Raw genomic sequence first — 13,697 nt, 5'->3', positions numbered from 1 at the left:
TCAGCGGCCTCATGCCGCGGGGGCGGCGCGGACCGCACGGTGGACGAGTCGCCCGGCCGACGGGGGATGTGGACGAGCGCCGGTGTTGTCTCGGGACTCGGTCAGGCAGCGGAGCCGTCGGAGGAGCCGGTTGAGGACTTCGAGCCCGTTGAGGACTTGGCGGAGTCACCGGACGTCGCACTCGAGGAGCTCGCCGCAGCGTCCTTGCCGGAGCCGGAATCCTTTGCTGCCGTCGAGCCGGCGGATGAAGCAGACGAAGAGGTCGACTTCCGGCCGGCTTCGCGCGAGTCGGTCTTGTAGAAGCCCGATCCCTTGAAAACGACTCCTACAGCACCGAACTGCTTGCGCAGCGTCCCGCCGCACTCGGGGCAGGTGGTCAGCGAGTCATCGGAGAAGGACTGCTGCACATCGAACGCGTGCGCGCAGTCCTTGCATACATAGGCATAGGTCGGCACGCGGATATTCTACGGCGTCCCCGGAACTGCTCCGAACGTCACTCCCGCGCTCACTCCTGGCCGGTGCGCAGCGGGGTCGTCCAGCCCGCCATACGCCCGTCGCGGGAGACCGAGCGCACCCGGCGAATCGCCTGCTCGCGCGCCTTGGCCGTGGTCACCAGCAGCAGCTGGTCTTCGCGGCGGATGACGGTGCTCGGTCCCGGCACGAAGCCCTGGTCCTCCCGGACGATCATGGTCACATTGGCGCCGCGAGGCAGTCGCAACTCCTGGATCTCCACACCGTTGAGGCGAGAGGTCTCGCCGACGTGCAACTGCAGGACGTCGGCGTGCAGCTCCTCCAGGGGAGTCGCCTCGACGTCCAGGTCGAGCACGTGCGCGGACTCGGCGACGCCGAGCTTGCGGGCGATCCACGGCATCGGCAGCGCCTGCACGAGCGTGAAGATCAGCACCAGCACGAAGACCAGATCGAAGATCCAGTCGGTGTTGGGTGTGCCGACCGTCAACGGCACGGTCGCCAGCACGACCGGGACCGCACCGCGCAGGCCCGCCCAGGACAGGAAGAGCTGCTCCTGCCAGCGGTAGTGGAACCACGCCAGGCTGGCGAAGACCGACAGCGGTCGCGCGACCAGCAGCAACACCAGCCCGACGATGATCGCGGGCACGATCTGGGCGTCCAGGCGACCGGGTGCGGCCAGCATGCCGAGCAACACGAACAAACCGATCTGCGCCAGCCAGCCGACCGACTGGATGAAACCGTGCACCGCGCGGGCGTGCGGCAGGTTGCTGTTGCCGAGGACCAGCGACGCCAGGTAGACGGCGATGAATCCACTGGTGTGCGCCAGGCTCGCGGTGGCGTAGGCCAGCACGGAGACCGCGAGGATCCCGATCGAGAACAGACCCGAGGAGCCGGGTGCGTTGCGGTGGCTCACCTTGGCGAAGGCCCAGCCGACCGCGAGTCCGATGAGTGCGCCGCCGATGAGTTCACCCGCGGCCTGGAACAACACGAACCACCACTCGTGTGAGGTGCGTCCGGGCGTCGCCGCGTCGGCCAGCGCGACCACCAACAGCACCACCGGGGCGTCGTTGAAGCCGGACTCCGCCTCCAGCACTCCGGTGATCCGACGGGGCAGGCCGACGCGTTTGAGGACGGAGAAGACCGCTGCGGCGTCGGTCGAGGTGACGATCGCGCCCAGCAACAGTGCGATGGTCCAGGACTTGCCGAGGAAGAGGACGACCAGCGCGCCCACGGTGGCGACGGACACGAGGACGCCGACCGTCGACAGCAACGCCGCAGGTGCGATGGAGGACTTGATGCTTGCCCATCTGGTGGAGATGCCGCCTTCGGCCAGGATCAGCGCCAGCGCGGTATATCCGAGGACCTGGGTGAGCTCGGGGTTCTCGAACTCGATGCCGAGTCCGCCGTTGCCGAGCACCAGGCCGATGCCCAGATAGAGGACCAGCGTCGGCATACCCGAACGGTTGGCGAAGCGCACCGCGAGCACCGACACGAGCAGGACCACCGCGCAGACGAACAACACCAGCGCAAGGTCGTGGGTGGTGAAGCTCTGAGCTGCGGAGGCGGCCACAGGGGTCTCCTTCGCGAAGTGGGCAGACCGTGGGTTGGGGTCAGTATTTCAAATGCCTTCGCCGACAGCGGACGCCGCACCGGACGGAGTGAGCACGAAGTCGACCGGGCGATCGTGAGACTCGGCCGGGACGGCGTCGACGACCTCCTCGTCGAAAAGCATTGCGATCACCGCAGATCCACTGCGCTTGCGGGCGAGCGCGCGGTCGTAGCTGCCACCGCCCTGGCCCAGCCGGAGGCCGGTGGTGCGGGCGACGGCCAGCGCCGGCACGACGATTAGCCCCGCGTCGTGGATCGCCTCGACGCCGAGGTCCTCGCCCGTGATGAGGTCCAGCCAGGACAGGTCTTTGTCGGGCAGCATCGTCGGCACGATCAATCGGACCCCGCGGTCGACCAGCGCTGCGCAGATGCCGTCGGTCGGCGGCTCGGTCGGCAGCGCCCGATAGACCGCCGCACGCTGCGGCACGCCCCTGCCGAACTGCGCGTCGAGTCGCGTGTCGAGCCAGCGGGCGAGTCCCAGGCCGAGCTGCTCGTCATACGCCTGCCACTGCTCGTCCGACGCGTCGGCGCGGCGGGCTCGCCGCGCAGCACGGACCAGGCGTCGTGCGGCGGGCTTCTCGGGCGGCAGGACCAGCGGCATACGGCTGATTCTCCCCGGTGTCTCGCCGGTATGACGCGAAGGCGTCACCTCAGTGGCCTAGCCTGACCGCATGACAGCACGCGTGCGCAAAGCGGTGATCCCTGCTGCCGGCCTCGGCACCCGGTTCCTGCCGTCCACCAAGGCCATCCCCAAGGAGATGCTGCCGGTGGTGGACAAGCCGGCGATCCAATATGTCGTCGAGGAGGCCGAGCGGGCCGGGATCCACGACATCCTGATGGTGACCGGGCGCAACAAGGCGGCGCTGGAGGACCACTTCGACCGGCACTGGGAGCTGGAGCAGGCGCTGGAGCGCAAGGGCGACCACATGCGGCTGCGCCGGGTGCAGAAGTCGGCGAACCTCGGCAACGTCCACTTCATCCGGCAGGGCGAGCCGCGCGGCCTGGGGCACGCGGTGCTGTGCGCGAAGACCCACGTCGGCGACGCGCCCTTCGCGGTGCTGCTGGGTGACGACCTCATCGACCAGCGGGATCCGTTGCTGGACAGCATGATCGAGACCCAGGAGCGGTATGGCGGCTCGGTCGTGGCGCTGATGGAGGTGCCCGAGGACCAGATCCACCTCTACGGCTGTGCTGCCGTCTCCTCGATCGACGGTGCCGACGAGCAGATCGTGCGCGTCGACTCGCTGGTCGAGAAGCCGGCGATCGGCGAGGCACCGAGCAACCTGGCGATCATCGGCCGCTACGTGCTGGCGCCGGAGATCTTCGAGGTCCTGCAACACACCGGCCCCGGCCGCGGCGGCGAGATCCAGCTGACCGACGCCCTGCTGGAGATGGCTGCCGACCCGCAGCGGCCCGGCGGCGGCGTGACCGGGGTGATTTTCGGCGGTCGTCGTTACGACACCGGTGACCGGCTCGACTACCTCAAGGCGATGGTCCGCCTCGGGGTGCGGCACGGTGACTTCGGTGCGGACTTCCGGGCCTGGTTGACCTCCTGGATCGACTCCGACGAGGGCCGTGGCCGCCTGGTCGACGCCGACCGTGCGGGGGAGCCCGAACAACACGGCGGCTGAGCTCCGCGGGGCGAGATTAGGCTGCGGGGGTGCTCACTTTCGACGAATACCAGCAGCGCGTGGTCGCCGCGATGCGTCAGTTGCCGCCGCGGGCCGTCGACCTGTCCGGTGCGGCCGCCGGTGAGGCGGACCTGCTCGGGCTGATGACGGCGCAGCCGGTGCGCACCGCCGTCGCGCTTCCGGGCTTCACCAACTCCGCGATGGACGGGTATGCCGTGCTCGCCGCCGACGTCGCGTCAGCACGCGAGGACGCGCCGGTGTCGCTGCCCGTCGTCGGGGAGATCCCGGCCGGGGACACTCGCTCCCTGAAACTGGCGCCCGGCAGCTGCTGGCGGATCATGACCGGCGCTCCGCTGCCCGAGGGTGCGGACGCCGTGGTGCAGGTCGAGCTGACCGACGGCGGGCTGCAGCAGGTGCAGATCCGCGAAGCGGTCGAGACCGGTCGCGCCATACGACATCGGGGTGAGGACGTGCAGCCCGGCGACGAGGTCGTGCCCGCCGGGGTGCGGCTGCGGCCGCGACACCTGCCGGCGCTGATCTCGGCGGGTGTCGACGAGGTCACGGTCGTCCCGCGGCCCCGCGTTGCGGTCGTCAGCACCGGCGACGAGCTGGTCGAGCCCGGCCGGCGGCCAGGGCACGGTCAGGTGGTGGACTCCAACGCGCCCATGCTGGCGGCGCTCGCGACCGAGTGCGGCTTCGAGGTCACGGCAGTTCGTCGGGCCGGGGACACCGCGGACGCGGTGCGCTCGGTGCTGTCCGAGGTTGCCGCCGAGGCGGACCTGATCGTGACCAGCGGCGGGGTGAGCGCCGGCGCCTTCGAGCCGATGAAGCTGGCTTTCGAGGGCAGCGATCACTTCGACTTCGTGAAGGTGGCGATGCAGCCGGGCAAGCCCCAAGGTTTCGGAACACTCGACGGCACACCGGTTTTCGCACTGCCGGGCAACCCGGTCAGCTCCCTGGTGTCGTTCTTGGTCTTCGTCGCGCCGGCCGGTCGGGTGCTCGCCGGACGCGATCCGCAGCTGCCGACCGTCGAGGCGGCCGTCGCCGAGCGGTGGACGTCACCGCCCGGACGCCAGCAATTCGCCCGGGTCGTCTTCGACGAGGACGGCCGCGTGGTGCGTCCGATCGGCGGACAGGGGTCTCACGTGCTGGGCGGGTTGGCCGGCTCGCAGGCGCTCGCGATCGTCCCTGCCGACACGACCGAGGTCGCGGTCGGGGAGACGTTGCGCGTCATACCGCTGGAGGGGATCGCCTGATCATGGCCGAGAAACTCACGCACGTCCGCGAGGACGGCACCGCCCACATGGTCGATGTCAGCGCGAAGGCCGTCACCGCCCGCGTCGCCGAGGCCCGCGGCCGAGTCCTGTTGTCCGCCAAGGCGATCGACGCGCTGCGTGCAGGCAACGTCCCGAAGGGCGACGCCCTGGCAGTCGCGCGCATCGCCGGCATCCAGGCCGCCAAGCGCACGCCCGACCTGGTGCCACTGGCACACCCCATCGCCGTGCACGCGGTCGCAGTCGAGCTGACGGTCCAGGACGACGGCGTCGACATCACCGCCGAGGTGCGCACCGCCGACCGCACCGGCATCGAGATGGAGGCGCTGACCTGCGTCAGCGTCGCCGCCCTGGCGCTGATCGACATGGTCAAGGCCGTGGACAAGCACGCCCGGATCACTGATGTCCGCGTCACCGCGAAGTCCGGCGGTCGCTCCGGCGACTGGCGGGAGGACGCTCGGTGAGCGCCGCGGTCTGGGTCATCACCTGCTCCAACCGCGCGTCGGCCGGCACCTATGACGACCGCTCGGGGAAGATCCTCGAAACGGCGCTGCAGGACTGGGGATTCGATGTCACCCGCAAGGTCGTCCCGGACGGCCCGCCGGTCGGTGCGGCGCTGCGCGAGGGACTCGACGCGGGCGCTCGGGCGATCCTCACAACGGGCGGGACGGGGATCAACCCGACCGACCGCACCCCGCAGGAGACAGCTGCGGTCATCGACTTCGAGGTGCCGGGCATTGCCGAGGCGCTGCGTGCGCAGGGCGTGGCGGGCGGCATACCGACCGCGGTGCTGTCCCGCGGCCTGGCAGGTGTGGCGGGGCGCACGCTGATCGTCAACCTGCCCGGATCGTCCGGGGGCGTTCGCGACGCCCTCGAGCTGCTGAAAACCGTGCTGCCGCACGCCGTTTCGCAACTCGACGGTGGCGACCATTAGGTCTCAGTGGTGGCCGACCGCGATCGCCGGCGACTGGCGCGGCTCCCGGATCCTGCTGCGCCCGTTGCGGGCGCGTGCCGACAAGCGTGAGTTCCTGGATCTGCGGTTGGCGAACGCCGCGTGGACCCGGCCGTGGGACTCGACCTCGCCGGTGGCCGGCGGCGTGTCGATGAACTTCGCGCAACTGGTGCGTTTCCAGGACCGGGAAGCGCACGACGGCAGGCTGCTGCCCTTCGCGATCGACGTGGACGGCGCGCTGGCCGGGCAGATGCACCTGTTCGGAATCTCCCGCGGAGCGCTCCTGTCCGGGTCGGCCGGTTATTGGATCGGCGAACGGTATGCCGGAAGGTCGATCACGCCATACGCGCTGGCCATGCTGATCGATCACGCCTTCGGTGCTGTCCGCCTGCACCGCGTCGAGGTGAACATCCGGCCCGACAACGAGCCCAGCCTGCGCGTGGTGGAGAAGCTCGGGCTGCGTGAGGAGGGCCTGCGCAAGCGCTACCTGCACATCAACGGTGCCTGGCACGACCACCTCACGTTCGCGGTGACCAGCGAGGAGCTGCCGAGCGAGACGATGGTGGCCCGCTTCCGCCGGTTGATGGGCGAGTCCGAATAGCGGGCGGGCCGCGAGGAGTCGAGTCGGACAACTCACGAGACGACGACCGGTTCGCACTCGCCGCGATGCGAGCTTGCGAGCGTGCGTCGGGGGCGGGCCGCGAGGAGTCGAGTCGGACAACTCAGCTGTGCAAGTAGCGACACACCCTGTACCTCCGCCGATTGCAACGGTTCGGGCTCTAACGTCTTGTCTTGTGCAGCAGCCGAGCAGCCTGATCTTCCTGGCCATAGTCGTCATTTGGGCTGCCTACCTCCTGCAACACTGGATCCGGCGTCGCGAAGCCCTGGCCACGGCGCGCTCCGTCGATCAGTTCAGCGATGCGATGCGGGTGCTCGAACGACGCGAGCACCGTGTCGAAGGCGTCGTCGAGCAGGCATCCGATGCACCGCACGCCAGCCGAACCTCGGCACCGCAGGTCCGAGAGAGCGGACCGCGGCCGTCACTGCGAGCAGGGACCGTCATGACTGGAGAAACTCAGCAGCCCCTCACGGGATCCACCGCCGAGCAGCAGGATGAAACACCAGCCTCGGCCGTTCAGAAGCTCAGCTCGGCCGGCACCTCGTCGGCCGCCGCGATGCAGCGCTTCGGCACGTTCGCCGCACATGCCGGCTCGCCGAAGCTGCGCGCCGTCGCACTCATCGGCAGCCTCGCGCTGCTGATCATCACCGTCGTCTGCGCGCCGTTCGGTGCCCTGCCCTGGTGGTCGCCCATCCTGATGCTCGCCGTCACCGGCGGCGTCTTCTGGTGGTGCCGCGCGTCGGCGATGGCCGCCCGCGCCCAGCGACCGGCCCGTCAGCAGGTGCAGCACCGCCCCCAGGCAGCAGCGCCGCGCACAGCCCGCGCAGGCGGGGTCAAGCTGCCTGAGCGCAAGTCCGGCGACTCGCGCGCCGCACGCACTTCGGATGCCGCAGGCTCCAAGCCCGCCGCCACCCCGGCGCCGCTCACCAAGGCCACGATGCCTGACCCGGTGGTCGAGCACGCCCCGGCTCAGGCAGGCCCGCCGGCGGAGCAGGTCTTCGACGTCACCGCATCGGCTGCAGCACCGGCGCCGCAGCCGCAGGCCACCGAGCCTGCGGCACCGCCGGTCGAGCAGACCCCGGTTGCCGAGGCACCGCACGAGCAGGCACCCGAGGACGCTGACGACAGCTGGCAGCCGGTCGCGGTGCCGCGCCCGACATACACGATGAAGGAGCGGGCGCCCGAGCGTCCGCAGCAGGCGCCGGCCGCGACCACCGACCGGCGCTCGTATGACGATGTCGCCAACGAGGATCTGCCGTTCGACGGGCTCGCCCTCGACCAGGACCTGGACGACCTGCCCTCGGTGTTCCGGGCAGGCTGAGCGTCCACCGAGCGGGCAGCCGCACACCGGCACGGAAGCATCGGCCCCGATTTAGCCGATCGCGTTCTCGGTGTTAAAGTTGCACTCGCTCTTGGGGCATTGGCGCAGTTGGTAGCGCGTCTCGTTCGCAATGAGAAGGTCAGGGGTTCGAATCCCCTATGCTCCACCAAATTGTTAGAGGGGCCAGGCGTTTTGCCTGGCCCCTCTAACGTTTTGTAACCGGCGGGTTCGACTACTGCTTGGCGCGCGGGCGCACGACCCGCAGGCGCAACCCGGTGCGCAGGTCGATCCCGGCCACGTGGACCAGGCGGCGACTGACCAGCGCGGCGACCGCGCCGATCACCACGGCGCCGGTGACCAGCCCGAGCGGTGCGCCGCCGACCTGGTCGAGGAAGCCGACGACCGGTCCGCCGACGGCCGCCATACCGAGCGTGACCAGCATGTAGACGCCGAGCACCCGACCGCGCATCGAATCGCCGGACGCGAGCTGGATCAGGGTGTTGGTGGCGATGAGGAACGGCATACCGATGGCGCCGATGACGACGAAGGCGGCGCCGACGGTCAGCATGCCCGGCATCGCGGCAGCAACCAGCTGCCCGACGGCGAGGCCGCCGGCCAATGCCGCGATGTGCCGTAGCCGCGAACCCGGCCACCGCGCCGAGATCAACGCCCCGACCAGCGAGCCGAGAGCCAACGAGATCGTCAGGAATCCGTAGCCGCGGGCGTCGAGGTGGAAGTCCTTGGCGAACGCCGTCAACGTGACGGCGAAGTTGGTGGTGAAGAAGGCACATACGCCGGCCAGCACGATCGGCCACAGCAGGACGGGACGGCGGGCGATTTCGCGCAGCGCCATCCGCTGTTGCCCCTTGGCCCGGTGCAGCCGTGGCGCGACGCGCAGCTGAGACGTTCGGATGGCCAGGAATGCGCCGAACACCACGACATACCAGCCGCCGGTCGCGATGAAGGCCCAGCCGGTACCCACTGCGGTGATCAGCCCGCTGGACACGGCCGGACCGGCCAGCGCGCCCAGCTGGAAGATCGCCGAGTTGAGGCTGACGGCATTGCGCAGCTTCTCCGGTCCGACGATCTGGTGGATGAATGCCGACCGCGTCGGGTTGTCGAAGCAGGCCGCCGTGCCGGTGAGGAAGGCAATCACCAGCACGTGCCACAACTGCACGGTGTCCGTGACGCACAGGACGCCCAGCACAGCAGCACACAGGCCGAGCGTCGAGACCGTGCACATCAGGACGTGCCGCTTGTCGAAGCGATCGGCGACCAGGCCGGCCGACATACCGAAGAGCAACGTCGGCACGAACTGCGTGGCCGTGGCGACGCCGACGAGGAACGCGTTGTGGGTCAGCGTCAGGACCAGCCAGTCCTGGGCGACGCGCTGCGTCCACAGCCCGGAGGTTGAGGCCGCCTGCCCGAAGACGAACCAGCGGAAGTTGCGGTTGTGCAGTGATGCGAACAACCCGTCCCGGCGTGGTGGCTCCGGCGGTGCACCGTGGTGTGTTGCGGCGCGGGACCGGTCGCAGCCGGTCGGCTGGGATGCAGTGGTCGTCACGGTGCTTCCGGGTGGGAGTGGGGCGGACGTGCTCGATCGAGGTCCGCAACGCCCATTATCGACCGGCGCCCGCACCGGTCGTCCGCGGGGCCGTCGGCAGTAGTCCATTGTCGACAATGCAGTGGTCGACTACTGAGGCGCACCCGGTCGGTGCCTCCTACTGTTGCAGTTGTCGGACCGGCCTCGGCGCTGCGGATCGACTCGGCGGTGCTGGTGGAGATCCAGGGGCTGCACCGGCACCGCCGCCATACGTTGGGCAGTTAGATCAGGGGCAGTTAGATCAGGGGCAGTTAGATCAGGGGCAGTTAGATCAGGGGCAGTTAGATCAGGGGGAGTCAGGTCACGGGCTGCTGAGCAGCTCGCCAAGTTCGGTTCGCTCGGCCACACCGAGCTTGGCGAAGACACGATAGAGATGCGACTCCACCGTGCGGACCGACAACGACAACCGCTCGGCGATGTCGGCGTTGCTCAGCCCACGAGCAGCGAGTATGGCGACCTCGCGCTCGCGTCGGCTCAGCCCGGCAGCAGGTTGTGGGCGTGTCATCGCCGGGGTTCGCGCACCCTCGCACCGTGCCGCCAGCACCGCAGCACGCGCGTCGAGACGTCGCGCACTCGAGGGCAGCCCGGCCGCGCGATGCGCACGCGCGGCGTCCGCAGCTGCCTCCGCCGCGAGCAGCACGGCACCGGCCTGCGCGAAATCGGCACTGACGGCGGTCAGCGCCTCCCCGTCCTGGGCAGCAAGAGCCGCGACATGCTGGGCCTGTCGAGCGACCTGCGGGGCCTCGACCTGGTCCGCCAGTGGCCACAACTGGGCCGCGATGGGACCAGGTGGAGCCCCGAGCCGGGCAGCCAGGTGCAACAGATCGGCCCGCTGGACCGCCGATTCCCCTGCCCCGGGGCTGCCCGCGAGCGCGATGTCCGCTGCGCCGGTGACGTCACCCTCGACCATCCGGGTGAGTGCCTTCGCCGCGACGTGGTCGGCGATGATGCGCCCGACCGGCCGGTCCGGACGGAGGTCGGTCGCCTGCGCGAGATGCCGGCGGGCGGCCTCGGTGTCGCCCAGCAGCGCGTCGGCCTGGGCGAGCAGCGCGTAGATCCAGCTGATGTGCCCGCTGATGTCGGTCTGCCGGAAGCCGGTCGTGGCCTCGAGCAACGCGTCCCGTGCCGACGCGGGGCGGCCGGTGCGCAGCACACTGGCGCCGACGAGGAAGCAGGACAACGCCCAGACCAGCGGATCGGGATCGGAGACGGCCTGCTCGTGCAGCGTGCCGGCAAGCGCGGCGCCGGCCCCGGCGTGCCCGTCCAGCAGCAGGCACATCACCTCCTGCCCCACGGCGGTGGCACTGCCGCGACGCATCTCCGGCGCGCCCGTCTGCGCCAGCGTTGTCATGATCGCCTGCAGCCTGCGGGCATGGTCGGTCATGCCTTGATAGGCCAGCGCTTCGCCGGATGCCTCAGCGGACATCAGTCGGGCGACCGGGTTGATGTGATCCTCCAGCAACGGCGCGGCGGTGGCCACGGTGTCGGCCAGCCGTCCGTCCTCGAGGTAGATTGCAGCCCGTTGTGCCTGTGCCAATTGCCTTGCGGCACAATCGTGTTCGCTGGCGCGAGAGTGTGCCGCCTCAAATCTCTCGATCATGACGAGGGCATCCGCGACCCGGCCGAGGCCTTGTTGCAGGGCTCGGGTGCGCGTCGACAGATAGCGCAGGCACAGGTCGTGGTGGTCGGTGCTGATCGCCTGCTCCGCCTGTGCCAGCAGATGCTCGGCCGCGGCGAAGCTGCTGCCTCCCGTCGCGGCGATCGCCGCCGCGAGTTGTGCCGGCGGACCGCCTCCACGGTGTATGGCGGCGTCGGCCAGCCGGGCCGCAAGGTCGTGGTCGAAATTGCGGTTGGCGATGACGGCGGCTTCGGTGAGCAACTCCGGCTTGGCCTCCTGGCCCAGCTGCAGCCGTCCGGATGCGACCAGGACGACATCTGCGTCGGTGCGCAGACCCTCCGCCGCGACCGCGTCGATGAGTTGCTGCAGCAGCCTGCGCCGTGCGGTGCTGCTGAGTGAGTCGAGCGCGACCTCGCCATACAGCGGGTGGGCGACGCGGCATTCGGCCGGCCCGTCGCTCACGGTCACCAGGCCGCGAAGCTCGAGCGTGGCGAGCACCCCGTCCGGCAGGACGATCTCGGCGGCGGACAGCGGCAGCGGCTCTGCCATCGAAACGGTTGACAGTGCTTCGAGTTCGGTCGGGGTGAGGTCTGCCAGTCGTGCTCCCACGGCGTCGATCAGTCGGGGCGCGAGCACGACCGTGCCGTCCCATTGCCACAAGCCGTCGCCTTCGCGGAGCGCACCCGCCTCCATGGCACCGCGGACCAACTCACGGGCGAAGAGCGCGTTGCCGCCGCTGACCTCGGCAATGCGCCGCTTGGCACGCTCGGCGACGGCGCCCGGCACGAGAGTGTCGACCAGTTCGCCGATCTGGGAGCGCGACAGCGGCTCCAGATCCATCCGTCGGGCCAGCCCGTCCTTCCACATGGCGGTGATCGGGTCCGGGATCTGCTCACCCCGCCGGACGGTCAGCAGCAGGGTGGCCGACTTCGTCAACGCCAGGTGCAGCAGCAGCGCCGCACTGCCCGGGTCGAGCAGGTGCGCGTCGTCCACGCCGACCACCGGTGGGCCCCCGGGTGTCGCACGCAGGGTGCGAGCCACCTCGGCATACCAGGACGACGCGCTGGCGTGCTCGTCCGCAGGTGCCTCCGGAGCCAGTTGCGCGAGCGCTGCGTATGGCGTGCCCGCCGCCGCACGTGTGGCGATCGCGAACACCGACGGGCGACCGGCGGTCTCGGCGCGGCCGAGCACCTCACGCAACAGGCGGGTCTTGCCGACGCCGGCGGACGCGACGATGACCGCGCTGCCGTCGAGGCCGTCTCGTGCGGAGCCGTCCGGTGCGGGCTCGAGGAAGTCGACCAGGGCACGCAACTCTTCGACCCGACCGACGAATGGCGGGTCGGGACGCATCCGCTGGTCGGCGCGCACGGAGGCGATCGCAGCCCCCTTTCGGCCCTGGCGATCCTTGGCTGGCGATCAGGGTTTTCACTGTAGTGCTGCGGGTCCCGGCGTGTTGCGGGTTCCGGAGCGGCCGTGACCGCGTTGTGTCCTGTTGATGGTGCGGCCCGGCGCACTCTGCGCAGGGCGGAGCGTCAGTGACCGTGCTACCGGTGGATCAGCTCGGCGGGGCTGCCAGGTGGGTCCGCATCATGGCGATGAACTCCTCGATGGCCGCGTCGGAAGCGGCTCTGTCGCCGTCGACGAGCATGTCGAACATCAACCCCTGCCCGACGGCGAGCGTCAACCGGGCCAGGCGACGGGCGGTGGCGGCATCGGTGAGTTCTCGGTATGCCGCCTCGAACGCCTCCTGGGTGCGGGTGACGAACGCGTGCCCGAGGTCACGGGCGTAGGGCCGGCCGTACATCGCGTGCGACGACAGCTCGAAGTAGAGCGCGCCGAAGGTCTGCGCGTGCTGGGCGGTGACGCGCCAGTTCTCCCGGCCGGCCTCGAACGGGTCGGGAGAGTTCGCGAAGAGATCGGTCAGCATCGCCGCGTCGGCCTCGATCACGGACTCGATGACCGCGCTGAGGAGGTCTTCGCGGGAGCCGAAGTGGTAGTGCAGCATGCGCTGGCTGGTGCCGATCGCGGTCGCGAGCGTGCGCATGCTGGTGTCGCGCACGCCGTGCTCGCTGAAGTAGCCGATCGCCTTCTGCAGCAACGCTTCCCGAGGACCGGGCACGCCTCAGTCCTGCTCGGCCAGGCGTGCCAGGTGCTCACCTTCGGAGCGCATCATCCGGCGTGCCCGCGAGCTCATCACCGGCCGCAGCACTCGGGCGAGCGGACCGGACCAGGCGAGGCCGAGCTCGATCCGGTTGCCGTCACTCGCCGGCTCGATGTCGTGTCTGGCGGTGGTCGTCATCCCGGCAACTCGGCCGACCCAGGTGAAGCCGTGGCCGGGCTCCCAGCGGGTGATCTCGTAGACAGCTTTGGCCAGTCCCGGCTGGCGCACCTCGAAGCGACTGCCTACGCCGGTCGGTGCCGGCCCACCGACACGTCGCACCGAGGTGAAGGTCGGCAGGCGGTCGCCCCACTGCTCGACGTCGCCGACGTACTTCCACAGTCGGTCCGCGCTCGCCGGTGAGGATTCGTCGATCTTGATCTCGCTCATGTATCAAATGATACATCGGGACAGGGTTTTGCTCTTGACTGTGACGTCACGT

Annotated in this window: 14 protein-coding genes and 1 tRNA gene; 7 read left to right on the top strand and 8 right to left on the bottom strand. The window is 69.9% G+C overall.

The features are described 5' to 3' along the window. Nucleotides 1–101: 101 nt before the first annotated feature. Genes ACSZL9_RS18335 through ACSZL9_RS18325 form a run of 3 tightly spaced genes read right to left on the bottom strand, consistent with a single transcriptional unit; the run spans nt 102 to nt 2,680 of the window. Complete coding sequence (locus ACSZL9_RS18335) at nt 102–455, bottom strand: FmdB family zinc ribbon protein (RefSeq protein ID WP_446666973.1); 354 nt, start codon at nt 453–455, stop codon at nt 102–104. 50 nt (nt 456–505) lie between these two features. Next, complete coding sequence (locus ACSZL9_RS18330; RefSeq protein WP_446666972.1) at nt 506–2,041, bottom strand: potassium/proton antiporter; 1,536 nt, start codon at nt 2,039–2,041, stop codon at nt 506–508. A gap of 48 nt (nt 2,042–2,089) precedes the next feature. Beyond that, entirely contained in the window at nt 2,090–2,680 is a 591-nt protein-coding gene (locus ACSZL9_RS18325) for a 5-formyltetrahydrofolate cyclo-ligase (protein ID WP_446666971.1), read from the bottom strand. Between the two features lie 70 nt (nt 2,681–2,750). On the opposite strand from ACSZL9_RS18325, the gene galU reads away from it, so the two are divergent. Genes galU through ACSZL9_RS18300 form a run of 5 tightly spaced genes read left to right on the top strand, consistent with a single transcriptional unit; the run spans nt 2,751 to nt 6,537 of the window. After that, nucleotides 2,751–3,710, top strand: a complete 960-nt coding sequence (gene galU, locus ACSZL9_RS18320) for a UTP--glucose-1-phosphate uridylyltransferase GalU (RefSeq protein ID WP_446666970.1) — start codon at nt 2,751–2,753, stop codon at nt 3,708–3,710. Nucleotides 3,711–3,739: 29 nt separating this feature from the next. Beyond that, a complete protein-coding gene (locus tag ACSZL9_RS18315) occupies nt 3,740–4,966 on the top strand; it encodes a molybdopterin molybdotransferase MoeA (protein ID WP_446666969.1) in 1,227 nt (408 codons plus the stop codon). 2 nt (nt 4,967–4,968) lie between these two features. After that, a complete protein-coding gene (moaC, locus tag ACSZL9_RS18310; protein WP_446666968.1) occupies nt 4,969–5,448 on the top strand; it encodes a cyclic pyranopterin monophosphate synthase MoaC in 480 nt (159 codons plus the stop codon). Then, on the top strand, nt 5,445–5,918 hold the full coding sequence (locus ACSZL9_RS18305; RefSeq protein ID WP_446666967.1) for a MogA/MoaB family molybdenum cofactor biosynthesis protein: 474 nt from the start codon (nt 5,445–5,447) through the stop codon (nt 5,916–5,918). The genes moaC and ACSZL9_RS18305 overlap by 4 nt, the downstream gene beginning before the upstream one ends. Continuing rightward, a complete protein-coding gene (locus ACSZL9_RS18300) occupies nt 5,905–6,537 on the top strand; it encodes a GNAT family N-acetyltransferase (protein ID WP_446666966.1) in 633 nt (210 codons plus the stop codon). Before ACSZL9_RS18305 ends, ACSZL9_RS18300 begins: the two co-directional genes overlap by 14 nt. A gap of 178 nt (nt 6,538–6,715) precedes the next feature. Here the strand turns inward: ACSZL9_RS18300 and ACSZL9_RS18295 are convergent, their stop codons facing one another. Then, entirely contained in the window at nt 6,716–6,928 is a 213-nt protein-coding gene (locus ACSZL9_RS18295; protein ID WP_446666965.1) for a hypothetical protein, read from the bottom strand. A gap of 69 nt (nt 6,929–6,997) precedes the next feature. Between ACSZL9_RS18295 and ACSZL9_RS18290 the strand changes: the two genes are divergently transcribed. Then, on the top strand, nt 6,998–7,876 hold the full coding sequence (locus ACSZL9_RS18290; protein ID WP_446666964.1) for a hypothetical protein: 879 nt from the start codon (nt 6,998–7,000) through the stop codon (nt 7,874–7,876). A 93-nt stretch (nt 7,877–7,969) separates the two neighbouring features. Further along, nucleotides 7,970–8,045: transfer RNA gene (locus tag ACSZL9_RS18285), tRNA-Ala, on the top strand. 63 nt (nt 8,046–8,108) lie between these two features. Here the strand turns inward: ACSZL9_RS18285 and ACSZL9_RS18280 are convergent. From ACSZL9_RS18280 to ACSZL9_RS18265, 4 genes are all read right to left on the bottom strand, one after another. Further along, nucleotides 8,109–9,440: an MFS transporter gene (locus ACSZL9_RS18280; protein ID WP_446666963.1), complete on the bottom strand. Its 1,332-nt coding sequence runs from the start codon at nt 9,438–9,440 to the stop codon at nt 8,109–8,111. A gap of 340 nt (nt 9,441–9,780) precedes the next feature. Then, nucleotides 9,781–12,465, bottom strand: a complete 2,685-nt coding sequence (locus ACSZL9_RS18275; protein ID WP_446666962.1) for a LuxR C-terminal-related transcriptional regulator — start codon at nt 12,463–12,465, stop codon at nt 9,781–9,783. Between the two features lie 187 nt (nt 12,466–12,652). Beyond that, nucleotides 12,653–13,216 (bottom strand): TetR/AcrR family transcriptional regulator, encoded by a 564-nt coding sequence (locus ACSZL9_RS18270; RefSeq protein ID WP_446666961.1) that lies wholly within the window; start codon nt 13,214–13,216, stop codon nt 12,653–12,655. 3 nt (nt 13,217–13,219) lie between these two features. Then, nucleotides 13,220–13,645 carry an SRPBCC family protein gene (locus tag ACSZL9_RS18265; RefSeq protein WP_446666960.1) on the bottom strand — a complete coding sequence of 142 codons (426 nt, stop codon included), beginning with the start codon at nt 13,643–13,645 and terminating at the stop codon, nt 13,220–13,222. Nucleotides 13,646–13,697 lie beyond the last annotated feature (52 nt).

It is taken from the genome of Flexivirga sp. B27, from assembly GCF_052905685.1.
Note: the sequence above shows the minus strand (reverse complement) of the source record. Positions and strands in the feature narration are given on the sequence as shown.